The organism is Flaviaestuariibacter flavus (assembly GCF_004337505.1).
Lineage (GTDB): Bacteria > Bacteroidota > Bacteroidia > Chitinophagales > Chitinophagaceae > Flavisolibacter > Flavisolibacter flavus.
The window spans coordinates 213,042-236,735 of sequence record NZ_SJZI01000046.1; the positions used below are offsets into that span (position 1 = coordinate 213,042).

At 56.3% G+C, this 23,694-nt stretch carries 18 protein-coding genes, 1 tRNA gene and 1 rRNA gene; 14 read left to right on the forward strand and 6 right to left on the reverse strand.

Features of this window, described 5'->3' with window-relative positions:
• Positions 1 to 41: 41 nt before the first annotated feature.
• The 5 genes from EPD60_RS13445 to EPD60_RS13465 all read right to left on the reverse strand — a co-directional run bounded on the left by EPD60_RS13445 (position 42) and on the right by EPD60_RS13465 (position 6,856).
• Entirely contained in the window at positions 42 to 692 is a 651-nt protein-coding gene (locus EPD60_RS13445; protein WP_131450042.1) for a uracil-DNA glycosylase family protein, read from the reverse strand.
• Between the two features lie 244 nt (positions 693 to 936).
• Entirely contained in the window at positions 937 to 2,412 is a 1,476-nt protein-coding gene (guaB, locus tag EPD60_RS13450; RefSeq protein WP_131450043.1) for an IMP dehydrogenase, read from the reverse strand.
• Positions 2,413 to 2,483: 71 nt separating this feature from the next.
• Positions 2,484 to 3,584, reverse strand: a complete 1,101-nt coding sequence (gene dprA, locus EPD60_RS13455; protein ID WP_131450044.1) for a DNA-processing protein DprA — start codon at positions 3,582 to 3,584, stop codon at positions 2,484 to 2,486.
• A 298-nt stretch (positions 3,585 to 3,882) separates the two neighbouring features.
• Positions 3,883 to 5,790, reverse strand: a complete 1,908-nt coding sequence (locus EPD60_RS13460; RefSeq protein ID WP_131450045.1) for an OmpA family protein — start codon at positions 5,788 to 5,790, stop codon at positions 3,883 to 3,885.
• A 190-nt stretch (positions 5,791 to 5,980) separates the two neighbouring features.
• Entirely contained in the window at positions 5,981 to 6,856 is an 876-nt protein-coding gene (locus EPD60_RS13465; RefSeq protein ID WP_131450046.1) for a bifunctional 5,10-methylenetetrahydrofolate dehydrogenase/5,10-methenyltetrahydrofolate cyclohydrolase, read from the reverse strand.
• An 87-nt stretch (positions 6,857 to 6,943) separates the two neighbouring features.
• On the opposite strand from EPD60_RS13465, the gene EPD60_RS13470 reads away from it, so the two are divergent.
• From EPD60_RS13470 to EPD60_RS13500, 7 genes are all read left to right on the forward strand, one after another.
• Positions 6,944 to 7,747 carry a hypothetical protein gene (locus EPD60_RS13470; protein WP_131450047.1) on the forward strand — a complete coding sequence of 268 codons (804 nt, stop codon included), beginning with the start codon at positions 6,944 to 6,946 and terminating at the stop codon, positions 7,745 to 7,747.
• Between the two features lie 6 nt (positions 7,748 to 7,753).
• Entirely contained in the window at positions 7,754 to 9,691 is a 1,938-nt protein-coding gene (locus EPD60_RS13475) for a ComEA family DNA-binding protein (RefSeq protein ID WP_131450048.1), read from the forward strand.
• 182 nt (positions 9,692 to 9,873) lie between these two features.
• Positions 9,874 to 13,050, forward strand: coding sequence for a SusC/RagA family TonB-linked outer membrane protein (locus tag EPD60_RS13480; RefSeq protein WP_131450049.1), 3,177 nt, complete (start codon positions 9,874 to 9,876; stop codon positions 13,048 to 13,050).
• Positions 13,051 to 13,082: 32 nt separating this feature from the next.
• Positions 13,083 to 14,678, forward strand: a complete 1,596-nt coding sequence (locus tag EPD60_RS13485) for a SusD/RagB family nutrient-binding outer membrane lipoprotein (RefSeq protein ID WP_131450050.1) — start codon at positions 13,083 to 13,085, stop codon at positions 14,676 to 14,678.
• A 27-nt stretch (positions 14,679 to 14,705) separates the two neighbouring features.
• Positions 14,706 to 15,737, forward strand: coding sequence for a hypothetical protein (locus EPD60_RS13490; RefSeq protein ID WP_131450051.1), 1,032 nt, complete (start codon positions 14,706 to 14,708; stop codon positions 15,735 to 15,737).
• A gap of 173 nt (positions 15,738 to 15,910) precedes the next feature.
• Positions 15,911 to 16,222, forward strand: coding sequence for a DUF3467 domain-containing protein (locus EPD60_RS13495; protein WP_131450052.1), 312 nt, complete (start codon positions 15,911 to 15,913; stop codon positions 16,220 to 16,222).
• 23 nt (positions 16,223 to 16,245) lie between these two features.
• A complete protein-coding gene (locus EPD60_RS13500; protein WP_131450053.1) occupies positions 16,246 to 16,938 on the forward strand; it encodes a hypothetical protein in 693 nt (230 codons plus the stop codon).
• 3 nt (positions 16,939 to 16,941) lie between these two features.
• Here the strand turns inward: EPD60_RS13500 and radC are convergent, their stop codons facing one another.
• The gene (gene radC, locus EPD60_RS13505) at positions 16,942 to 17,634 is read right to left on the reverse strand and encodes a RadC family protein (protein ID WP_131450054.1); all 693 of its coding nucleotides are present in this window, start codon (positions 17,632 to 17,634) and stop codon (positions 16,942 to 16,944) included.
• Between the two features lie 65 nt (positions 17,635 to 17,699).
• Between radC and EPD60_RS13510 the strand changes: the two genes are divergently transcribed.
• The 7 genes from EPD60_RS13510 (at position 17,700) to EPD60_RS13540 (ending at position 23,649) form a co-directional block, all read left to right on the forward strand.
• Positions 17,700 to 17,891: a hypothetical protein gene (locus EPD60_RS13510; RefSeq protein ID WP_131450055.1), complete on the forward strand. Its 192-nt coding sequence runs from the start codon at positions 17,700 to 17,702 to the stop codon at positions 17,889 to 17,891.
• A gap of 57 nt (positions 17,892 to 17,948) precedes the next feature.
• Complete coding sequence (locus EPD60_RS13515) at positions 17,949 to 18,905, forward strand: ribose-phosphate pyrophosphokinase (RefSeq protein ID WP_131450056.1); 957 nt, start codon at positions 17,949 to 17,951, stop codon at positions 18,903 to 18,905.
• A gap of 111 nt (positions 18,906 to 19,016) precedes the next feature.
• Complete coding sequence (locus tag EPD60_RS13520) at positions 19,017 to 19,610, forward strand: 50S ribosomal protein L25 (RefSeq protein WP_131450057.1); 594 nt, start codon at positions 19,017 to 19,019, stop codon at positions 19,608 to 19,610.
• A 146-nt stretch (positions 19,611 to 19,756) separates the two neighbouring features.
• Entirely contained in the window at positions 19,757 to 20,335 is a 579-nt protein-coding gene (pth, locus tag EPD60_RS13525) for an aminoacyl-tRNA hydrolase (RefSeq protein WP_131450058.1), read from the forward strand.
• Between the two features lie 117 nt (positions 20,336 to 20,452).
• On the forward strand, positions 20,453 to 21,064 hold the full coding sequence (locus EPD60_RS13530) for a fumarylacetoacetate hydrolase family protein (protein WP_131450059.1): 612 nt from the start codon (positions 20,453 to 20,455) through the stop codon (positions 21,062 to 21,064).
• 858 nt (positions 21,065 to 21,922) lie between these two features.
• Positions 21,923 to 23,454: ribosomal RNA gene (locus tag EPD60_RS13535) — 16S ribosomal RNA — on the forward strand.
• Between the two features lie 117 nt (positions 23,455 to 23,571).
• Positions 23,572 to 23,649, forward strand: a tRNA-Ile gene (locus tag EPD60_RS13540).
• The last annotated feature ends 45 nt before the right edge of the window (positions 23,650 to 23,694 follow it).

Below are 23,694 nucleotides of genomic sequence, written 5' to 3' on the forward strand. Positions count from 1 at the left end.
CCGGGGATGTACCCTGCATGGCCGATCGCGGCCGGCGCAGCTCACAGGGCCGGGAGCCAGGCACGGTATTGTGCCCTTCTTTTTTCCGGTGTGAGACTGCCCCACTGCTCGGCCAGCGGCGACGGCGAATAAAGGCTCACCGTTTCGATGACGCGCGCTGCGCCCGTAGAACTACGGTAACTGAATGTGCGCCGCCGCGGCCCGCGTTCCTGCACGATCTTCATCGCCGACAGGCGTCCCGAGGCACGCAGCATCCGCAGCGTCAGCGTCTCGGCATTCACCTTTCCCGACGAAGAAGTGAAGTAAAGCCGTTTGACGAATGGATGCAGTTCAAGGTCCTGCAGCAGTTGTTCATTGAGCTCGATATCCTGGAGCGCGGTATCCATCGCACTTCCTGTTGTATGACAGGCAAAGATGGCGTCGGAAAGCCCGAGCCGCAGGTCGTCGAGCAGCTCCATGCGTTGCGCGATCGCTTTCTCCGTGCGCTCCTGGTCGAGTTGCCGGCCGTAGATGACGGCGAGGTCGCGCCAGAAATTGTTGTCTTTGCTGCCGTAGAAAAAGTCGACGTCTTCGGGCCGGATCCTGCCGAATGCTTCGCGGATGAGCACGCTGGGAAAGGTACCCAGGAGGATGGCGGTGGCGCCCTCCGGAATATACCAGCCGCGGGCGATGTAGGAATGAACGACACGCATGAACCGCTTGGGGCAATTTTTACGCCGACCTCACCCCCGGCCCCTCTCCCTGGGGGAGAGGGGTGCCTCTGTTGGACATTCAGTATTGTATGAAACTTTCTGCTATTTGAATTTCAAAAGCAAAGAGCGGATGACTATAGCATCCGCTCTTTTAGTATTTGGATCAACATAAGACTGTTCCAAACAGTAATACCTCTTCCCGAGAGTCACCCCTCTCCGCTCCGGAGAGGGGCCGGGGGTGAGGTTATTTGCGGCTGTAATTCGGCGCCTCCCGCGTGATCTCCACGTCGTGCGTATGGCTCTCGCGCATGCCCGCGTTGGTGATCTTCACAAAGGTGGCCGACTGCAGCGATTCGATGTCTTTGGCGCCGCAGTAGCCCATACCCGCACGGAGGCCGCCTACATATTGGTATACGATCTCTTTCAGGGAGCCTTTGTAGGCCACGCGGCCCTCGATGCCCTCGGGCACGAACTTCTTCACGTCGGCCTCAGGGTCCTGGAAGTAGCGGTCGGAGGAGCCTACCGACATGGCGCCCAGCGAGCCCATGCCGCGGTACTCCTTGAACTTGCGGCCTTCGTAGATGATGGTATCGCCGGGGCTTTCTTCGGTGCCCGCGAAGATGGAGCCCATCATCACGCAGTCGGCGCCGGCGGCGAGCGCCTTCACAAGATCGCCGGTATAGCGGATGCCGCCGTCGGCGATGAGGGGAATGTTTTTCGGCTTCAGCGCGGCATGCGCCTGCATGATGGCCGTAAGCTGCGGCACGCCCGCGCCCGCAACGATGCGCGTGGTGCAGATGGAGCCGGGGCCGATACCCACCTTCACGGCGTCGGCACCTGCCTCGGCAAGGGCCAGCGCGCCTTCGGTGGTGGCGATATTGCCTGCGATCACCGGGAGCTGCGGGAAGGCTTCTTTTACTTTTTTGAGCGAATCGATGATGCCCTTCGAATGTCCGTGGGCCGAGTCAAGCACCACCACATCAACACCTACCGACTGCAGTGCCGTAACGCGCTCGATAATGTCTTGCGTAACGCCGATGGCGGCGCCAACGAGCAGGCGGCCCAGGCTGTCTTTTGCGGAGTTGGGAAAGGAGCTCACCTGCAGGATGTCGCGGTAGGTGATGAGGCCGATTAGCTTGCCGTTTTTATCAACGACGGGCAGCTTTTCAACCTTGGTCTGGCGGAGGATGGCCTCGGCCTTTTTGAGGTCGGTGCCTTCGGGGGCGGTCACAAGGTTTTCTTTCGTCATTACTTCGGTCACCGGCCGGCTCATGTCTTCCTGGAAGCGCAGGTCGCGGTTGGTGAGGATGCCGGCGAGGGTGCCGCCGTCGGCCACCACGGGGATGCCGCCGAAGCCGTATTCCTTCATGATGCGCCGTGCATCGCCGATGGTGGCGGTGGTGGGCAGGGTCACCGGGTCGAGGATCATGGCACTCTCGCTGCGCTTCACGCGGCGCACCTGGTCGGCCTGCTTTTCTATGGTCATATTCTTGTGCAGGATGCCGATGCCGCCTTCGCGGGCCAGGGCAATGGCCAGCTTGGCCTCCGTTACGGTGTCCATGGCTGCCGACAGCAGGGGCACGTTCAGCGTAATGTCGCGGGTGAGGCGGGTGCGGATGTCAACGGAGCGGGGGAGGATCTCGGAATAGCCAGGGACGAGCAGCACGTCGTCAAACGTCAGTCCCTCGATGAAATTGCGGGAAGAGGAGTTTGTTGCCATGTGCAAAGGTATAGGATGTGCCGGCTTCCCTTCGTGAAGGAATTGTGAACGGGTGTGGAAAAGCAGGTTTGCTATGCGCTTTGGTACCGCTTCCCCGGCAATCCTTCCACCGCCCCTTTGAGTTCCAGTTCCAGCAGCAGCACCGCCACTTCGCTGGTGCGCATACCGCTGCGGATGTTGAGCTCGTCGATATGTACCGGGGTGCCGGCCGGGAGCAAAGCCAGGAGCCGGCGCTCGTTTTCACTGTACTCCGCAAACAGCGCGGTTTGCGCGGGTTTCGCCGCAGGGCGCTCCTCCCAGCCCATGGCCTCAATCAGTTCACCGGCATTGGTCAGCAACTGCGCCTTCTGGCCCCGGATGAGGCTGTGGCAGCCGCTGCTGTTGCGCTCGCCCACGCGTCCCGGTACGGCAAACACGTCGCGGTTGTAGCTGTCGGCCAGCCGCGCGGTGATCATGCTGCCGCCCTTCTCGGCCGTTTCCACCACCACCACGCAATCCGACAGGCCGGCCACGATCCGGTTGCGTAATGGGAAATGGTGTTTGTCGGGGCCCGTTTCGCTCAGGAACTCCGTCAGCAGGCCGCCGCCCTGCCGCACCATGTCGCGTGCCATCGCCGTATGCTCCTGCGGGTAGATGCGGGCAAGCCCATGACCCACCACGCCGATAGTAGGCAGCCCTTCACGCAATGCGGCTTTATGCGCCACGGCATCGATACCAAAGGCAAGCCCGCTGATGATGGTAATACCGAGCGGAGCCAGCCCCGAAATAAAGCGTTCGGTCCACCGGCGCCCATAATCAGACGCATTGCGGGTGCCGACGATCGACACCGTGCGCGATGCGTTCAGGTCGGGATCGCCTTTGAAGAAAAGCAACGCGGGTGGGTCGTAGCAATGGAGCAGGCGTTGCGGGTAGCCCGGATCGGTAAGAAAGCAGGTGCGGATGTCATAGCGCCGGATGAAGTCGATCTCCGCTTCCAGCGCTGCGAAGCCGCGGAAAGTCCGGATGGCCTGTGCCCGCGCCGTTCCGATTCCCTCGATGCGCTCCAGGTCGCGGCTCCGCGCCCCGAACACCGCCGAGGCGCTGCCGCAGTGCTGCACCAGGATGCGGGCGTGCACGTCGCCGATGAGCGGCACCTGCGTCAGGGCCAGCTGGTAAAGTAGTTCCGAAGACATGCTGCAAATTGTGCCGCCGGCGGCAACGGTCCATGTGAAAATCAACAGGAAATTCTGGGAAAAGGATCAGGGTTTTAGGCAGGTGGTTCGCGAAGCGAATCACCGTGTCATTGCGAGCGCAGCGAAGCAAACTCCCCGAACTGAAGACTGACCGTAGCCAACAAGAGCTTTAGTTCGCAATCCTTTCGGTTCGAACACCCTGCGTAAATCAGGTGTTTGCTTCGCTGCGCTCGCAATGACGGCCGGAGGCCGTCGCGCAAGCGACGCCTTCGGCAAAAGTTCTGCGTTTTCCGCGTGTCTACTTCGCAATGACCTTCAGCTCGGTTCTCCGGTTCTGCGCCCTTCCTTCCTCCGTTGCATTATCGGCAACGGGATGTGCGGCGCCGAAGCCTTTGGCCACAAGGCGGTCGCTCCTGATGCCTTTCGACAGGAGGTAATTCACCACCGCCTTCGCGCGGTTGTCGGAAAGCTTCTGGTTGTCGGCGGCGACGCCCTGGTTGTCGGTATGCCCTTCCAGCTGGATGCGCACCGTGGGGTTATCCTGCAGCAGCTGCACCACGCGGTCGAGTTCTACCTGCGACTCCGGCTTCAGCTCGAACTTGTTCACATCGAAGAACACGTTCCGTAGAACTACGGCCGCATTCACCTCGATCGGCACCAGCGGGATGTCTTTGCGGTAGGTAGAATCCGGTGTCTTATCACGCAGGAAATAGTGATCGGAATAAAACAGGTAGCCGCGCCGGTTGACGTTGAAGAGATAGTCCTTGCCTATTGGCAAAGTGATCAGGTAATCGCCTTTTTCATCGGTCTGCACCCGCGATACTTCCTGCCGCGTTGCCAGGTCTACCAGCGAGAGCGAGGAGGGAAGGCCGTTGCGTGTTTTGGAATCGTATACGTTGCCGCGCACCCAAAGCGTGCGCACGGGTTGCATCGAAGGCCGCATGTCGAAACTGTAGATATCCATGCTGCCGAATCCGCCGGCGCGGTCGCTGGCGTAGTAAGCGGTGACGCCGTCCGAAGCAATGGCCAGCGTGCTTTCCTCATCGATCGTGTTGATCGGGTAGCCGAGGTTCTGCGGCTTGCCCCACTTGCCGTCTGCACCGCGGCGCACCACGTACAGGTCCTGGTTGCCATAGCCGGGCAGACCGTTGGAAGCGAAGTAAAGCGTCTGGTTATCGGCATGTATAAAGGGTGTCAGCTCGTCGCCCGGGGTGTTGATCTCGGGGCCCAGGTTTTCGGGCTCGCTCCAGCGCCCGTTCGGCAACTGGTGCGATACGTAGATATCCGAGCCGCCGAGCCCGCCGAAGCGACGGCTTACGAAATAGAGGTCTTTCTTGTCGGGCGACAGGCAGGGCTGCGTTTCCCACTGGTCGGTGTTGAGCACCGGGCCCATATTGACGGGCGCGCTCCAGCCTTCCCGCTGGCGGTAGGAGATGTACAGGTCGCAGGAGCCGGCGCCGTCGGGGCGATGGCAGCCCGTGAAGATAAGCCAGTTGCCGTCCTGCGACACGTTTTGCGCGCCTTCATTCTGCGGTGTGTTGATGGCTCCGTTGAGGTGATAGGCAGGGCCCCACTTGCCGCCTTCGCGGTGGCTCAGGAAGAAGTCTTCGTTGCGGCCGCCGAGGCGCCGGGTGAAAATCATATCATTGCCGTCGATCGTCAGCGACGGAAAATACTCGGGCTCGGCACTGTTGATACCGGGGCCCAGGTTGCGGGGGTTGAAAACGTAGTTGTCGGGATGGCTTTGCGCAAAGTCAACGGCAAACTGGAAACTCTTGCGGCGATACTCCGCAGCCTTGCGGGTGTTGTTGGAAACACGCGGCAAGGCCAGCAGGCGGTTCACCGCATCGAGTGCTTTGCTGAACTGCCCTTCGCCGGCAAGCGCGATGGCATAAGCGAGGCGGATATCGGTGAGGTAAGCGGTGTCGATTGCAAATGCCCGCTCATAGTTTTCGATGCTCTTGCGGCGGTCCTTAAGTTCACTATACACGCCGGCCAGCGACACATAAGCTTCGAGGTAGCGTGGCTCGCGGCGGATGGCCTCCTGGAGCGATTCCAGCGCATCATCCCATTTTTCCTGGTCGATCTTGACCAGTGCTTTTTCATATGCCTCCCGGGCTTTGGCGGGAATGCGGGAGGGATCATACTGGGCCTGCGAAATAAGGGTGATGCACAACAGGCCACATAGGATAAGGAACCGGTTCATCCGATGAAAATACGGTAAGAAATGACTTGCTTCAGGCAGGGCTTGGTGATTTAACGTTCCCTTCGTAGCGTCGGGTCGTGAATCGTGAATCGTCAATCATGAATGCTGACGCCTATTACGAAGAAAGGGCTGCCAAAGGCAGCCCTTTCTTGTTATTGCGCATCACGAATTCACGATTGAAGATTCACGCTCAATGCTTCAACGCACAGGCATGAAACGTATTCTTCATCAGCGCGGCAATGGTCATCGGGCCCACGCCGCCGGGAACGGGGGTGATAAAGGATGCTTTCGGCGCAACCGCGTCAAAGTCCACATCTCCCGAAATACGATAGCCCTTTTTCTTTGTCGGATCGTCAACACGGGTGATGCCTACGTCGATGACTACGGCACCTTCTTTCACCATATCGGCCTTTACGAAACCGGGGCGTCCGAGTGCCGCGATGACGATGTCGGCGGAGCGGCAGATCTCGCTGAGGTTGACCGTATGCGAATGGCAGATCGTAACCGTGGCATTGCCCTGCGGGCCTGCGGCGCTGAGCAGGATACTCATCGGGCGGCCAACGATATTGCTGCGCCCGATCACAACGGCATGTTTGCCCTTTGTTTCAATCTTGTAATGCGCCAGCAGCAGCATGATGCCGTAAGGCGTCGCCGGGATGAAGGTGGGTTGCCCCAATACCAGCTTGCCCACCGTGCTCGGGTGAAAGCCGTCCACGTCCTTCGCGGGGTCGATGGCATTGATAATTTCTTCGGAGGAGATATGTGCCGGCAGCGGCAGTTGCACCAGGATGCCGTCGACATCAGGATCGCCGTTGAGCTCGCGGATCGTTTCGAAGAGCCGGAAGGAAGTGACACTTTCCTCGAAGCGGATGAGCGTCGACTTAAAGCCTACTTCCTCGCAGGCTTTGACCTTGGCGGCAACATAGGTTTCGGAGGCACCGTTGTTGCCAACCAGTATGGCAACCAGGTGGGGAACTTCGCGGCCGTTGGCGGCCAGTTGCGCTACTTCTATTTTAAGCGAATCTTTGATGGCCTGGGCTGCTTCTTTCCCGTTCAGGATCTGCATGCGCCAAAGGTAAAATCCCACCAAATGATGGGAAAAACATTTTCTTTTCACGCGGTGGACAAATGAGCTTTGCTGAAACGCAAAACCATGAAATACACCTTTCTTTTTGCCGGCCTCCTGTTTGCCTGCGGCGTGGGCGCGCAGCCAATGACAGAGCCGCTCAACACACGCCCCGCGCTGCTTTCAGCACTATGCCCTTTCTTCCGCAATGCCTTTTCTTTTTCCGGCAACCCGGCCACCCTTGGTGGCGGTGGAAAACTTATGCTCGCTGTTGCCGGTGAGCGGCGCTTTGCGCTGGCTGAGCTCGGCAGCTATGGCCTTGCGGCGCGCCTGCCGCTGGCGGGTAACGGTATCGGCATCCGGGTGGGACAAGGTGGGGCCGCGGGATGGAGCGCTACCTCTGTGGCGGGCGCTTACGGGATGCAGCTCGGTACGCTGGCAGCACTCGGTCTGGGCTTCGTCCATACCCGTTCCGGTACACCGGCCCTGAGGTCGGGAAGCAACGCCGTACAGGCCGGCGCCACGATTCGCCTGCGGCCGCAAGCGCTTTTTGGTTTGTCGGCCACCGAACCCTTGCCACGCACCGGCACCAAGGAGGCTGCCGGCGGAGAGGCACGCTACACCATGGCGCTTGGATGGGAAGAGCCGGGGCAGTGGATGCTGGGCCTGGAACTCTTCCAGGCGGGCGACCGGCGGCCGGCCTTGAGCGCGGGTTTCCAACTGCTTGCGGGAAAGGTGCTTCGCTTCGGAGCGGGCATTGACACCTCATTGAGTAGCATGTACGTGGCGGCTGCAGTGCCGCTCGCCGGGATGTTGCTGCAGATTTCGGTTATGGTGCACCGTCAGTTAGGCCCAACGCCCGGTCTGTTACTTTCCTATCCTGCACAATAGCCAACCATGAAAACACGACTGCTTATCACCTTTTTCCTGGTAAGCCAGGTTGCAGGCGGCCAGAATACCGATGCGCTTGAGCTGCTCCAGCAGGGCCGCGAGCGGCCACTCGACCCCGAGTCTTTCGGGCAGGAATGGCAATACCGCCGGCGGCATCCACTGTCGCTTAATTCCGCCAGTGCCGACGAGTTGCTCGCACTCGGCCTGTCGGGGCAACAGGTACAGGCGCTGCTGGCGCACCGCCGCCAGCTTGGGCCGCTGGTCGCCATCGAGGAGCTCCAGGCCGTGCCTTTTTGGGATGCCGAAACAATCGCGCGGGTACAGCCTTTTGTAACAACAGAGGTCCCGCAAAGCATCAGTAGCCTGTGGCAGCAGTTGCGCGGCGGCGACCACCAAGCAGTGCTGCGCTGGGGACGCCGTCTGCCCCAGCCTTCCGGTGCGGCCTCCTGGAGGGGCAGTCCCGACCGGCTGTATGCCCGCTACCGTTACCGCCACCAGGACGGCCTGCGCTGGGGGATCACCGCCGCCAAGGATGCCGGCGAACCGCTGTTTCGCCGGGGTTCCGGTGTCGATTTCCTTTCCTTTCACCTTGCAGGTACCGGTAAAGGCATGCTGCGGCAATGGTACCTGGGCGACTACCAGGTGAACCTGGGGCAGGGGCTCCTCTGCTGGCAGGGGCTTGCTTTCGGGCCGGGTGCCGACCTGTCGCTGCTGAAGCGGCAGGGCCCCGTCCTTACCCCTTTACTTGCCGGTGATGAGTTTGGCTACTTCCGCGGTGCCGCTGCCGCGCTGCAGCGCGGGCGCTGGGTGCTCCATGTTTTTGGTTCGCGGCGACGCCTCGATGCGCCCGCCGGTGCCGACAGCAGCGGGGTAGGGGCCCTGCGCACCGGTGGGTATCACCGCACCCCGGCGGAGGAGGCCGCGCAGGGACGCCTCGCGCAATGGGCCGGCGGCGCGCGGCTGGCGCACGAATGGGACGCGTTCCGCGTGGCCGCGCAGGTGCAGGCCTTGTCCTTTTCAGAAGCCATACTGCCAGCAGGCGAAGCCTACCGGCGATTTGCGCTCAGCGGGCGCGGATTGACCAGCAGCAGCATCGACTGGAGCGGCACCTGGCGCAACCTGCATTTCTTCGGCGAGTATGCACGTGGCGGCACGGGCGGCGCGTTGGTGCAGGGGCTCCTGTTCAGTGCCGGCACACAGTGGGACGGTGCCTTGTTGCTACGGCTCTTTGCACCGGGCTATACACATATATATGGTGCGCCCGCCGACCACTGGGGGCAGGGAGCCAACGAGCAAGGGCTTTATCTCGGTTTTCAGCTACGGCCGGCACCCGGCTGGCAACTGGCAACCTGGGCGGATGGGGCCCGGGCACCCTGGCTGCGCTACCGGCTCGACGGATCGTCGGGGGCATTCGGAGGCGGCTTGCAGGCAACCTGGAAGCCGGAGCGAAAACTGGAGGCAGACCTGCGGCTTCGCCTGCAGGATGAAGACCGGCCGGCAGAGGGAGCGGAAAAAGGGCTACGGCCGCCGGAGCCGCAACGCCGGGTGTCCGCCCGCTTTGTGTTGCGCGACGACCGAAGCGCGCAGCTTACCATGCAGGCACGTGCCGAAGCCGTTTGGACCGAAAAAGAGGGAGGCTATCTTTTGGGTGCCGGATGCAAAGCGCATACAATAAGGTGGGGCAACGTCTCGTTTCGGTTTCTCTTATTTCATACGGACACCTATGACACACGCATTTATGTGGCCGACCCTGATGCCGGGGGTGGGGCAGGTATCTTTCCCGTTTATGGACGTGGGTACCGCTATTCTTTATTTTATCAATATCAATTGGGTAGGCGTACACAGGTGACCCTGTATTATGCCGCTTCACAGGTAGGGGCGGATACTGAAAATGGTCTGCTACCCCGTTCGGAATGGGCACTGCAGATGCGCAGCGGGTTCTGAAGCACGATTTTGTGTTGAAAAGCAACAATTTTTTAAAGACGGAAAAAAATTTTGTTAGAAAAACCATAATTTGGCGCAGCATATCCGCTTGAACTGTTGTCTCTGCTTCAATAGTTCTCCTCTTGCGGAGCAACGCGATAGAATGTATTTAAGGCTTTTTAACACTTAAAAAACACGTCTCAATGAGAAAAATTGCATCGCTACTTACGGTGTCAATGTTCTTCTGTTCATTGGCATTTGGACAGCCTCGTCAGGTGACGGGGACGGTACGGGATGCGAATGGAGCTCCTGTTCCTTTTGCAACGGTTACCGAGGCTGGTACCCGCAACGCGGTTACCGCCGATGCGAATGGTAACTTTACCATCCGCGTACCGGAAAACGCCCGCCTGACCATTTCTTCCACTGGTTTCACTGCCACTACCGTGGCTGTAACCGACGCTACCAACGTTCTGCTGGCACGCAACGCCAACGCCGGACAGCTGGATGAAGTGGTAGTTACGGCACTTGGTATCCGCAAGAAAGCCAAGGAAGTTGGCTACGCCACCTCCCGCGTTAATCCTGACCAGATCACTGCCGGCCGCGCCACCAACATCGGACAGGCCCTGTCCGGTAAGGTTTCCGGTCTGCAGATTGCCAACACTTCTTCTTCCGTGAACCAGGCGCCCCGCATCACCCTGCGCGGTCTGCGTTCGATCACCGGTGACAACACCGCACTGATCGTACTGGACGGTGTTCCGGTTCCCGCAAACACCATCAACTACCTCAACCCGAATGATGTTGAGCGCGTGGACGTGCTGAAAGGCGGCCAGGCGGCTACCCTCTTCGGATCCGAAGGTGTAAACGGTGCTATCGTTATTACAACCAAGAAAGGCACCGGTCGCCCCGAGATCACGGTAACGCACTCCAGCAATATCGAATCAGTTGCCTACCTGCCTAAGATGCAGGACGAGTTCGGTTCGGGTTCTGCTTATGGCGGTAACCGCTCTGAGAACTTCAACTCGGTTGAAAACCAGCAATACGGTGACCGTTACGACGGAAGCATGCGTGGTCTTGGCCGCGTACTTGTCGACGGAAGCCAGCAGGTTGTTCCTTACTCCAACATTAAGGATGCCCGCAAGCAGCTCTGGAACCGCGGTTATACCGCTCAAACCGATTTCTCCTACCGCGCCGGTGATGCTGCAAGCAACTTCTTTGCTTCGTACCAGAACCTGCATACCGACGGTATCGTTTACGGCGACAGCTATAACCGTAACGTATTCCGCCTGAATGCCGGCCGCACCTACGGAAAGATCAACGTTGGATTTGACGCCACCTACACATGGGACAAGTCTGATCGCACGAACTCTGACTTCTACTTCTTCGCACTGAATACCGCTTCGTGGATACCCATCGGTTCTTACCGCGACTGGCGCAACAACAAGTTCGCCGATCCGAACGGATATTTCAATGACTACTACAACAACCCCTGGTGGGAGAAGGACAATGACCGTTTCACCACGCGTAACAACTTCTTCAACGGCAACGTTCGCCTTGTGTTCAAGCCGATCAGCTCTGTTGAAGTAACTGCACGTGTCGGCATTGCCAGCACCAACGGAACAACCGAAACCTTTGCCAACCGCTTCGATTACACGGAGTATGCAAAGTCGGGCGCTTTCTTTGGCAACTTTAACTCCGACTACCTGTACCTGAACGATCCGGGTCGCTATGATGCCGCCAACAACCCTGTGAACGGCAGCTTTGGCGAAGGCTTCTCGCGCGGAACGCGTACGACGGCCGACCTGTTCGCTTCGTACCGCAAGGAGTTCAACAAGATTTCGCTGAGTGCTACCGGTGGCTTTACCGGCCGCGAAAGCCGCAGCGAAACCTTCAACACCAGCACGAATGGTATCCTCACTGCAGGATTGGTGAACGCGTCCAACGCCGCAACCAGCCAGTTCGTTACCACGAATAGCAATTCTACTACCCGTAAGATCAGTGGATTTGCCGAAGCAACCGTTGGATACAACAACTATATCTTCCTGCACGGTTCCTTCCGCCGCGATTACACTTCGGTATTCTATAGCCCCGAGGTTGGATTCAACCAGCCGGCTTACAATACCTACGGTGGTGACGTTTCCTTCGTAGTTACCGATGCCTTCCCGTCTATCCGGAACCGCGTTCTGGACAACCTGAAGCTCCGTGTATCCTACAACCGTAACGGTAATGACAACCTGGGCGCTCAATTGCTGCAAACCACCCTGGTGAACAGCTCGGGCTTCCCCTATAGCGGCCTGGCCGGCTACACCCAGTCGGGTACCCTGGTTCAGCCCGGAATCCATCCGGAAGTTGTAAAAACGGGTGAAGTAGGTCTTGAAGCTGGTTTCTTCAAGAACCGCGTAACCTTCGAGGCTTCTTACTACAACCAGCGTTCTAACGAGCAGATCATCCCGATCCAGATCTCGAACGCTTCCGGTTTCCAGAACCTTCGTCTCAACGCCGCCGACCTCAAGAACTGGGGTATGGAATTCGACGTGAAGGCCAATGTTTACCGCAACAAGAACTGGTCTGTTTCCGTTAACGGTAACTACAGCCAGAACCACAACGAAGTGGTTGACCTCGCGGGCGCTAACGTGGACCGTCTGACCCTGCAGAGCACCTCTCACTACTCAGTGGATGCCCAGAAAGGCACGATGTTCCCGTACCTCCGTACCGATGCCTTCATGCGCGATCCCGAAGGTCACGTAGTTATCGACACCACGAACGGCTGGCCCCGCCTTGGCGCTGACCTCGTTGGACAAGGTACTACCACCCCGATCCACATCCTTGGTCTCGGCATGAACGTATCGTTCAAGAGCTTTACCCTTATTGCTAACGCCGAATACCGTGGTGGTAACGTGATCTATAACAACCTCGGCTCGCAGATGAACTTTACCGGTTCCGGTGCGCAGACGACGATTTACGAGCGCCAGGTGTTTGTATGGCCGAACTCGGTTTACCAGGATGCTTCGGGTAAGTATATTACCAACACGAACGTTGCTGTATCCAGCCGTTGGGCAACCCACCGTGGCTATGGTGATATCGCCAACCCGAGCGGCTTTGCCAACATTGGTGAGATCCTTGTTTCTTCCGGTGCTTTCTGGAAACTGCGTGACGTTTCCCTGGCTTACGAACTGCCGAAGAGCGTGGTTGGCGGCCTCAAAGTGGTACGCGGTATCAACCTGAGCATTTGGGCACGTAACCTGGTGACGATCCTGCCGAAGGACAACTGGTGGACTGACCCCGAGCTTTCGAACACTTCGGGTAACTCCCAGGGTGTAAACAACACGCTGAACACGCCGCCGACCCGCCAGATTGGTGGTACGCTCCGCGTAAACTTCTAATCCACTGTCAGAACCTTTAAATTTTCGAAGAAATGAAGCATATCATAAAAGGCTCATTCATTTTAGCATCCGCTTTGATGCTCGGCGGATGTAAAAAATTCGTCGACGTCAACCAGAACGTCAACAACCTGACCTCTGCACCGGCAGAGCAGGTTTTCTCTGGCGCCCTTGGATACACCTATGATGTCCAGGTAAGCACCAACGTTATGATCGTACCGGGAACCTGGGCAGGTATCTATGCCCACTCCACTTCCTTTACCGGTGGTGGTACCGAGAAGACTTACGACTTTACGGCTAACAACTTCAACGCTTTCAGCTCCATTTACGACGTACTGAATGATTACCAGTATGTAAAGGATAATGCTGACAAGTCCAACTCGTCGGTTCTCCGTGAGCCGGCTGATGTGATGCAGTGCTACCTGTTCCAGATGCTCGTGGATATGTACGGCAACGTACCTTACTCCGAAGCGCTGAAGGGCGTGGCGAACACGACTCCGAAATATGATGACCAGAAGGCCATCTATGAGGATCTCGTGAAGCGCCTGGACAGCTCCATGGCTCGTATGAAGCGTACCACCTGGCCTTCCGAGAACCGCCTGGTTCGTCAAGACGTTCTTTTTGGTCTTGATAAGGATTCCTGGATTCGTTTCGCCAATACGATCAAGCTGCGTATCCTGCTGCGTCAGTCCTACATCGCCGGTCGCGACGCTTACATCACCACGAACATCAACAACACCATTGCCAACGGTTATCTCCAGACAAACGCCGCCGTTCGTCCCGGATATGCCAATACCGCAGGTAAGCTGAACACGTTCTATTCCAACTTCGGATACGACGAAGTAGGAACGGTGAACTCGAACTACAACTACCGTAAGATGAACGCCGTAATCGTAAACTGGCTTAAAACCAGCATCACGACCACGCCTCCCACGCCTCCGTCTTCAACGACTCCGGCTGCCAACTCTTCGGCTGATACGTTCCGCCTCGAGCGCCTCGTAGCTCCGAAGCCGAACTCTGCCGGTGCTCCGAACGATTTCGTGGGTGTTCCGCTCGGTTCCACCTCTGGTTTCGGTACGGGCGCTACCTCGGCGATCGGACCCTTCGCGATCACTCTCGGCGAAGGCAACCACCCGGGCTTCCTGATGCTCGCTGCCGAGTCTTACTTCCTCCAGGCTGAAGCTGCACAGCGCTACTCCATCATGTTCGGTGGAATGGATGCCAAGGCTCTGTACCAAATGGGCGTTCACTCGCACTTCTGGACAGTTGCTGACCCCTTCAGCGATGGTGCTACGCCCAACGAAGGCGAGGACTATGCTTCGCGCTACCTGGCCCGGACCGGTACCCGTGCTGACAACATCAACTTCGACTTGTCTGTGAATAAGATCCGTGCAATTCAGATTCAGAAGTGGGTATCGCTGGTACACATCAATGGTCTGGAGGCCTGGAGCGAATACCGCCGCACCAATGGTACCCCCGAGGTGAACGTGCCGCAGTTGCCGAAGACAATTGGCTCCACTTCGAACCCGGAACCGAATCGTTATCTGATCCCGCAGACCGAGCTGAACACGAATTCGGCCAACGCACCGCGTAACGACCGTTTCGCCCGCCTGTTCTGGGACGTTAACTAATTGCTTACCTTAAATTCCATTCAAGAAATGAAAATCTTAAAATATAGCGTTTTTGCCCTTGCGGCACTTTCGCTGACATCCTGCCTGAAATCGAAGACCGATTTCGGTGGTACGCTCAACGACGGGGGCGGTATTGTTAGCTTGATTGCTGAAAAAGGCTATCAGGCAACTACAACTGGTAACCTGGGCCTGACGTATCGCATCGCTACGAACTTCAACTTCAGCGCTCGCCCGAATGAGGCCGTGAAGTTCTTCACGATCACTGTTTCCCAGCCCCGTGAAGCTAAGCTCAGCGGCCCGATGACGATCAACGTGGACATGGCCCCGCTGCCCTCCAACGCAATCCCGGCTCCGGGTACTACGGCTTTCTTCCCCGCTGGTGCGGTGAACGTTCAGCCTGTAACGATCCAGCCGTCCGACGCGCCCGAAATCAACGTTCCGGTATACTTTACCGTCAACAAAACGCTGCTTGATCCTACGAAGCGCTACGGTGCCCGTTTTACGATCTCCAGCCCCACCCAGGGCGTTGTTTCGAAGAACGAAGGTTTTGCAGACGTTTATGTAAACCTGAGCGCAGCGTTCAACAACTCGAACTACACGGGTCGTTATGTTGGTACGAACACCATTGTTGACTCTGCAGGTATCTACGGCATCGTTAACAACACGCGCCAGATGCGTCTTTACGAGGGCGATCCTTTTGTTGGCTTTATCCCCAACATTATTTCCCCTATTTCCCGCTACGATCTGGCCTTTACGGGGCAGGCGCTCTTCTCCATTCAGGCTCCGAAACTTTCCGAGGGTGGTTTCAGCTACCAGCTTGTTGCTGCGCAGTATAAGCTCGATGCTACCGGCAAGGTGATCGACGTGATTGACGAAGCCACCGGCCTCAGCCTCAACCCGATCTTCGACAATTCGGTTCCGAATTCCTTCGTCTACACGGCAAACGATCAGCGCGTGCTGTGGGTTAAGTACAAGATCCGTCTGGATCCTGACAACAACCTGCGCCGCTCGTTTACCATCGAAGAAAAGTTCGTATACGACGCGCTCCAGACCTATTAATCAGCCCTTGCTGACGTAATATCGTCTTAGCCTTTAAAAAGTCCCGGTTGCTTTCCGCAGCCGGGACTTTTGTTTTCCGGCGCCCCGGGTATTTTCTTTTCCCCGGATTATTGTTGCAGACAGCCGCGTGTTTCTGTATCTTACCTTAGCGGAACTTCTCAATCATACCAACTATGCAAGAGCAACCAGGGGGAATCAACATCGAAATTTCAGAGGAAATCGCAGAAGGTACGTACGCCAACCTGGCGATCATTACCCACTCACATGCCGAGTTCGTGATCGACTTCGTCAACGTGATGCCGTCTACACCCAAAAGCAAGGTGAAAGCCCGGATCATCTTTACGCCCCAGCATGCAAAGCGCTTTATGAAGGCCCTTACCGAAAACCTGCAGCGCTATGAAGCCGCCAACGGAGAGGTCAGAGACCTGGAGGAAGTGCAGGTGCAGGTGCCGCTTACCTTCGGCGGGCCCACTGGCCAGGCCTGAACCAACAACTGTAAACAATGCATATGAGAAAACTTCTGCTTCTTCTTTCGGTGGCGGCCGCAGCCCGGGCGGACGCGCAGACCTATGTCATCGAGGTGGGCCAAAGTCTGAACGACGTGCTCCGTCAAAACGACCTGTTTAAGTACAGCACGTTCCGACCGGGCATTGTCCGTTTCCGCGACGGCTACCAGAAGCCCACCCTGCTCAATTACACCTACTACGATGCGAGCCTCCTGTTCATCGGCCCCAAAAAAGACACCCTCGCGCTTTCCGGGCTGGAGGAGCTCGAGCTGGCAACGGTTGGAACCGATACGTTTTATTTCCACGACGGCGTGCTGGAGTTGCTTGCATCCGCCCCGGGCGGGCGCCTTTTGCAGCGGTCCTCGCTACGGCAGGAGGGAAGCACCAAGGCGGCCGGCTATGGCATGTATGACGAAAACGCTGCCTCCGAATCGCTGAATTACCTGCAGGCGGCTAATACCGTGCATAAAGTGCCCGTAACAAACCGCACCGTGATCAGGCGGCAGGGCGAAGTTTTCATCTGGCCCGACGATGCCGCGGCGCCGCTTGCCGCCAGTCGTAAAGCGCTCGAGAAGGCCTTCCCCGACCGCAAGGCAGCGATCGCGGCCTACCTGCGCGCACATAGTGTAGACTTCCATAACCCGGCAGAGGTAGCGGCAATCTTCGCCGAAGCCGCCGGAATTGCCAGCAATTAAGAACTACAACAGACCCTCATCCGCGAAACTGAAGTAACCGTCGGTGCTGACGATGATATGATCGAGCAGCCGGATATCGAACAGGCGGGCCGCATCGCGGATTTTTTGTGTGATCTCTTCATCGGCGCGGCTCGGGCGCAGGTTACCCGAAGGATGGTTATGGCAAAGAATCAGGCCTACGGCATCTTCTTCCAGTGCCCGCCTGAGGATGATGCGCGGGTCGGCAACCGTTCCGGTGATGCCGCCTTCACTGATAATTTCAAAACGCTGGATCCGGTTGGCCCGGTTGAGGTACAGCACGGCAAACACTTCGTGGCGGTGGTCGCGCAGGAGCGACTGCAGCTGCTGTGCCACATCGGCGCTTCCGGACACCTGCGGGCGTTCAAAGAGGGCCGCCGCGCCGCAACGGCGTCCCAGCTCCAGGGCAGCGGCAAGGGTAAGCGCCTTCGCCGGCCCGATGCCCGGCACTTTGGTCAACTCATTGATGGAAGTGCGGCCGAGACCCGCAATCCCGCCCCGGGCAACCTTCAATACGTCCCGCGCCAAATCGAGCGCGCTGCGCTGCCGGGTGCCATTCCCGATCAGGATCGCAAGTAACTCACTGTCACTCAATGCCCCCGCTCCCTTCAGGAGTAATTTTTCGCGGGGGCGATCGTCTTTTGCCCACTCCTTAATCGAGTATTTCTGCGCTTGCATACTCTAAATTTAGATATTATCTTTACCTCATCCACAATATCCATTTAAACCCAAAACCTATCCTCATGAAACGCTCCTCCATCTCTCCGATGGGTGCACTTCACCCGCTCCTCTTCTTTGTCCTCGTTTACGGGATCTCGCTGGTCATGGCGCTTTTCGTCTGCCGCTCGGTGTATGCCGCGGTCAACGGAAGTGACTCTGCCGGTACGAGCGCCGGACCGGGCGCACCGGGTACAACCGCTGTTGCGTACCGATGAATTTTTAAACCGGAAAAATGTGCGGCCGTTTGCTAACTTCGCCGCACATTTTTCTTTATGCAACTGCAACCCTCTGCCAAAATCTTCTCCGGCACCGGCTCGCAAAAGCTCACCCAGCAGATCTGCGATCGCTACGGGTGCAAACCGGGTGAGATCCAGATCCAGAAATTCAGCGACGGCGAGATCCTGCCGATTTTTAATGAAAGCGTACGGGGGGATGTGGTTTTCCTGGTGCAAAGCACCTACTCGCCCTCCGACAACCTGATGGAGCTCCTGCTCATGATCGACGCTGCCCGCCGGGCCTCAGCCTGGAAGATCGTGGCGGTGTTGCCGTATTACGGCTACGCCCGCCAGGACCGGAAAGACAAGCCCCGCGTCGCCATCGGCTCCAAGCTCGTGGCCAACATGCTGGTAGCCGCCGGCGCCGACCGCGTGATCACCATGGACCTGCACGCTCCGCAGATCCAGGGTTTTTTCGACATCCCGATGGATCACCTCGACTCATCTGCGGTTTTTATACCATATATAGCACAACTGAAGCTCGAAAACCTTACCTTTGCGGCCCCCGATGTAGGCGCGACGAACCGGATCCGGGAAATCGCTTCCTATTTCAACGCGCACATGGTGATCTGCGATAAGCACCGCAAGCGTGCCAACGAGATCGCTTCCATGCAGGTGATCGGGGATGTAATGGACCGCGATGTGATCATTATCGATGACATCTGCGATACGGCCGGTACGCTGGCCAAGTCCGCCGCTCTTTTAAAGGAAAAAGGCGCCCGCAGCGTCCGTGCCCTGGTTACCCACCCCGTGCTGAGCGGGAAGGCTTATGAGAACATCGAGGCGTCGGTGCTCGAGGAGCTGGTGGTGTGCGACACGATCCCCCTGCGCGGCGAGTCTTCCAAGATCAAAGTGCTGTCGGTGGCCGAACTCTTCGCAGTCGCCATCCGCAACGCTTATGAGAACAAGAGCATCAACAACCTGTTCATCCACTCGCAACGGAGAAACAAGTAAAACAGGTTCTGAGGTTCCAGGGTTTTGTGGTTCTGAGGTTGGTTAATCAACCCGAACCTGAAACCACCGGAACTAAAGAATCAACAAAGAAGTCATTTTAAAACCTCAATAATGAAATCAATTACAATCGAAGGACAACTGAGGACCGAATATGGCAAGTCAGCCACCCGCCAGCTTCGCTCTCAGGAACTCGTGCCCGGTGTAATTTACGGGGGTGCACAGGAGATCAGCTTTGCTACATCGGCAAAGGCGCTTCGCCCGCTCGTTTATACACCCAGCTTCCAGCTTGTGGAACTCAGCCTCGACGGCAAAACCTACCGCTGCATCCTGAAAGACCTCCAGTTTGACAAAGTGAGCGATGAGCTCATTCACATCGACCTGCTCGAGCTGGTGGAAGACAAGCCCGTTGTCGCTACGATCCCGCTGAAGTTTACCGGCACTGCTGTAGGCGTTCGCGCCGGTGGCCGCCTGGAAACCAAAATGAAGGCCCTCAAGGTAAAGACCCTTCCGAAGTACCTGAAAGAGCAGATCGAAGTTCCCGTTGATGCACTCGAGATCGGCGCCAACCTCCGTGTTTCGGATGTTGTTACCGAAAACTACGAGATCCTGAACTCGCCCCGTATTCCGATCGTATCGATCGTAACTACCCGCGCCCTGCGTCAGGCTGAAGCTGCTACGGCTGTTCCTGCAAAAGGCAAGAAGTAAGGAATATCGAATTTCAGATAACGAATATCGAATATCGAAGAAGGCCGTCTCTACCGAGGCGGCCTTCTTGTTTTGGATCCTTTTGTCCTGACTTTTCTCCTGGGGTCCACGGTTTACGACTCCCTGCTCACGATATTTGCCTTCCCATGAACAAGTTCCTCATCGTCGGTCTCGGAAATATCGGCAACGAATATGCCCACACCCGCCATAATATCGGCTTCGACGTGGTGATGGCCTTTGTGCGCAAGCATGGTGGCAGCCTTGAAACGGGCCGCCTCGCCTATAAGGCCGAAGTGCGCTGGAAGGGCCGCATCTTTGTCTGTATCTGCCCAACCACTTATATGAACCGGAGCGGCGCTGCCGTTAAATACTGGATGGACAAGGAAAAGGTGGCGATTGAAAATGTACTCGTAATCCTCGACGACCTGGCGCTGCCGTTAAGTAAGCTGCGCTTGCGTCCTTCCGGTTCCGATGCGGGCCATAACGGGCTGCGCGATATCCAGGCAGTGTTGGGCAGCCAGGCTTATCCGCGCCTTCGCTTCGGCATCGGCAACGACTTCCCTAAAGGACGACAAGCCGATTTTGTGCTGAGCAAGTGGCTCCCGGACGAAGAACCGGTAGTAATGAAGAAGATCGAAAAGTGCGTGGAGATAATCGAGAGTGTGGCTACCGTGGGCCTCGGGGGTACCATGACCGCGGTAAATAATCTGGATTTCGGTTCCTGAAATGGGGGGCATGCGCTATTTTAGCAGTGTGCACCGCAACCAGTTTTCCCGGAAAACTGAAATTATGCCGGATCAACGCAGAGCGTATCCCGCATAAATCAATAAACCATCTGACACATGAAGATATTTTGTATCGGCCGCAATTATGCCGACCATGCCCGGGAGCTGGGTAACGCCGTTCCGGAGGAGCCGGTGATTTTTATGAAGCCGAAGAACGCGTTGCTCCAGTCGCACATGCCCTTTTATTACCCGGAGTTTACCAATGAGCTTCACTATGAATGCGAGCTGGTGCTGCGTGTTAGTAAAAACGGGAAGTACATCCAGGAAAAGACCGCCAACCGGTACTATGACGCTATCACGACCGGTATCGATTTTACCGCGCGCGATATCCAGTCGGAACTGAAAAAGAAGGGCCTTCCCTGGGAGAAGGCAAAATCCTGGGACAATTCAGCCGTGATCGGCCGCTGGGTACCCCTGACCGAAATCAAGGATCCCAATGATATCTCCTTTAGTTTCCAGAAGAACCGGCAGCTGGTGCAGCAGGGCAATTCACGGGATATGATCCACGACTTTGCATTGATCGTCAGCCATATCTCCCAGTACTTCTCCATTAATATCGGTGACCTCATCTTCACGGGCACACCGGCCGGGGTGGGAGAGGTTGTCGTTGGTGACGAGCTCGAAGCCTTTATGGGAGATCAAAGCCTCCTTAAGCTGGAAGTGAAATAGACCACCTAAAACGTTATATACATAAAGCCGCGGTCCACGCGGCTTTATTATTAGCCAAAGAACGGATGGGAATTATATATATATGACAGTGCCCGCCACGCTTTCCGGGCTTTTGCAGCTTTTCTTTTCCTTTAATGTTTGGACAGTAATGCAGGGCTCCCTATCTTTGCGTCCGCTTTTTGAAGGTAGGGGCTACGAAAAACAACGGCAATGGCTGTTCGAATGAGTAGCGGGAAGACAACGGGCTTTCACAAAATTTTGATGAAGATTCTTCAAAAAAGATTTGGAAAGCGCGCTTTGGTTACCGTATCTTTGCCCTCCGCTTCTAACGAAAAGGATGCTCTTTAAATAGTTGGTACTCAATCAGTTGAAACAAATTTCGAAAGAAAAAATTTCAAAAAAAAGTTTGGCTGATAACACTGAGTCTACTATCTTTGCACTCCGCTTTAAGAAGCACGCTCTTTACAACAGAATGGTCGCCCGCCGGCAGCTCACACGAAAAAAAGCTGCAGAATTTAAAAATTAAATTTGGTGGTTAGCAAATGGCCTTCTATCTTTGCACTCCCGTTGCAAAAACGGCATCGCAAATCACTAGTTCTTACGATTAAAAACGAGGTGAGGCTTACGATAAAAAGTAGGGCCTGGGAGCATCGCGGCTCTGACACTTACGAAATGATTATTGTCTCAGGACAGCAATCAAAGTTCTTTGAAAGAAAGGGAAGCAATAGCATACTATTTAGGTAGTATAAAAAATTAAGTAGGTAAGGCATTGATGGTCTGATTAACTAATAATCGACAATTAATGACTCGATCATTTTCTTGAGAAAATTTTCTAGTCAGGAAGTCAACAATTCATTTACAATGGAGAGTTTGATCCTGGCTCAGGATGAACGCTAGCGGCAGGCTTAATACATGCAAGTCGAGGGGCAGCATGGTTGTAGCAATACAACTGATGGCGACCGGCAAACGGGTGCGGAACACGTACACAACTTACCCTGAACTGGGGGATAGCCTTCCGAAAGGGAGATTAATACCTCATAGGATCGTGGAGTGGCATCACTCAGCGATTAAAGCTCCGGCGGTTTAGGATGGGTGTGCGGCTGATTAGGTAGTTGGTTGAGGTAACGGCTCACCAAGCCTGCGATCAGTAACTGGTGTGAGAGCACGACCAGTCACACGGGCACTGAGACACGGGCCCGACTCCTACGGGAGGCAGCAGTAAGGAATATTGGTCAATGGACGCAAGTCTGAACCAGCCATGCCGCGTGAAGGATGAAGGTCCTCTGGATTGTAAACTTCTTTTATAGGGGACGAAATCAACATTTCCATGTTGTCTGACGGTACCCTAGGAATAAGCACCGGCTAACTCCGTGCCAGCAGCCGCGGTAATACGGAGGGTGCAAGCGTTATCCGGATTCACTGGGTTTAAAGGGAGCGTAGGAGGGCAGGTAAGTCAGTGGTGAAATCTTTGGGCTTAACCCGAAAACTGCCATTGATACTATCTGTCTTGAATATGGTGGAGGTGAGCGGAATATGTCATGTAGCGGTGAAATGCTTAGATATGACATAGAACACCGATTGCGAAGGCAGCTCGCTACGCCTATATTGACTCTGAGGCTCGAAAGCGTGGGGATCAAACAGGATTAGATACCCTGGTAGTCCACGCCCTAAACGATGGATACTCGACGTGTGCGATATGACTGTACGCGTCTGAGCGAAAGCATTAAGTATCCCACCTGGGAAGTACGACCGCAAGGTTGAAACTCAAAGGAATTGGCGGGGGTCCGCACAAGCGGTGGAGCATGTGGTTTAATTCGATGATACGCGAGGAACCTTACCTGGGCTAGAATGCAGTTGGACCGTGGGTGAAAGCTCACTTTGTAGCAATACACCGACTGTAAGGTGCTGCATGGCCGTCGTCAGCTCGTGCCGTGAGGTGTTGGGTTAAGTCCCGCAACGAGCGCAACCCCCATCACTAGTTGCCATCAGGTAACGCTGGGAACTCTAGTGAAACTGCCGTCGTAAGACGCGAGGAAGGAGGGGATGATGTCAGGTCATCATGGCCTTTATGCCCAGGGCTACACACGTGCTACAATGGGTCGGACAAAGGGCTGCCACTTAGCGATAAGGAGCCAATCCCAAAAACCGACTCTCAGTTCGGATCGCAGTCTGCAACTCGACTGCGTGAAGCTGGAATCGCTAGTAATCGTATATCAGCAATGATACGGTGAATACGTTCCCGGACCTTGCACACACCGCCCGTCAAGCCATGGAAGCTGGGTGTACCTAAAGTCGGTAACCGCAAGGAGCCGCCTAGGGTAAAACTAGTAACTGGGGCTAAGTCGTAACAAGGTAGCCGTATCGGAAGGTGCGGCTGGAATACCTCCTTTTTAGAGCAGCTGTCAATGTCGCTTTTTATGAAGCGCTTACTTAACAGCTATTGTTTCCCTCTTTCTTTCAATATTTAGTTCTTTTCACTGGACTCCGTGACTACGGGGGCTACAAAAAGATCCGTAGCTCAGCCTGGTTAGAGCACTACACTGATAATGTAGGGGTCAGCAGTTCAAATCTGCTCGGGTCTACCAAAAGTGAAGCTGCGAGGAGAGTGATGTGCGGATTGAATGGTGACG

Excerpts from the sequence above, each read along its gene's own strand:
- EPD60_RS13470 (WP_131450047.1), top strand. The coding sequence starts at position 6,944 with ATGAAATACACCTTTCTTTTTGCCGGCCTCCTGTTTGCCTGCGGCGTG.
- pth (WP_131450058.1), top strand. The coding sequence starts at position 19,757 with ATGAACAAGTTCCTCATCGTCGGTCTCGGAAATATCGGCAACGAATAT.
- EPD60_RS13500 (WP_131450053.1), top strand. The coding sequence starts at position 16,246 with ATGAGAAAACTTCTGCTTCTTCTTTCGGTGGCGGCCGCAGCCCGGGCG.
- EPD60_RS13495 (WP_131450052.1), top strand. The coding sequence starts at position 15,911 with ATGCAAGAGCAACCAGGGGGAATCAACATCGAAATTTCAGAGGAAATC.
- radC (WP_131450054.1), bottom strand. The coding sequence starts at position 17,634 with ATGCAAGCGCAGAAATACTCGATTAAGGAGTGGGCAAAAGACGATCGC.
- EPD60_RS13475 (WP_131450048.1), top strand. The coding sequence starts at position 7,754 with ATGAAAACACGACTGCTTATCACCTTTTTCCTGGTAAGCCAGGTTGCA.
- EPD60_RS13460 (WP_131450045.1), bottom strand. The coding sequence starts at position 5,790 with ATGAACCGGTTCCTTATCCTATGTGGCCTGTTGTGCATCACCCTTATT.
- EPD60_RS13465 (WP_131450046.1), bottom strand. The coding sequence starts at position 6,856 with ATGCAGATCCTGAACGGGAAAGAAGCAGCCCAGGCCATCAAAGATTCG.
- EPD60_RS13515 (WP_131450056.1), top strand. The coding sequence starts at position 17,949 with ATGCAACTGCAACCCTCTGCCAAAATCTTCTCCGGCACCGGCTCGCAA.
- EPD60_RS13480 (WP_131450049.1), top strand. The coding sequence starts at position 9,874 with ATGAGAAAAATTGCATCGCTACTTACGGTGTCAATGTTCTTCTGTTCA.
- EPD60_RS13520 (WP_131450057.1), top strand. The coding sequence starts at position 19,017 with ATGAAATCAATTACAATCGAAGGACAACTGAGGACCGAATATGGCAAG.
- EPD60_RS13445 (WP_131450042.1), bottom strand. The coding sequence starts at position 692 with ATGCGTGTCGTTCATTCCTACATCGCCCGCGGCTGGTATATTCCGGAG.
- dprA (WP_131450044.1), bottom strand. The coding sequence starts at position 3,584 with ATGTCTTCGGAACTACTTTACCAGCTGGCCCTGACGCAGGTGCCGCTC.
- EPD60_RS13490 (WP_131450051.1), top strand. The coding sequence starts at position 14,706 with ATGAAAATCTTAAAATATAGCGTTTTTGCCCTTGCGGCACTTTCGCTG.
- EPD60_RS13485 (WP_131450050.1), top strand. The coding sequence starts at position 13,083 with ATGAAGCATATCATAAAAGGCTCATTCATTTTAGCATCCGCTTTGATG.
- EPD60_RS13530 (WP_131450059.1), top strand. The coding sequence starts at position 20,453 with ATGAAGATATTTTGTATCGGCCGCAATTATGCCGACCATGCCCGGGAG.
- EPD60_RS13510 (WP_131450055.1), top strand. The coding sequence starts at position 17,700 with ATGAAACGCTCCTCCATCTCTCCGATGGGTGCACTTCACCCGCTCCTC.
- guaB (WP_131450043.1), bottom strand. The coding sequence starts at position 2,412 with ATGGCAACAAACTCCTCTTCCCGCAATTTCATCGAGGGACTGACGTTT.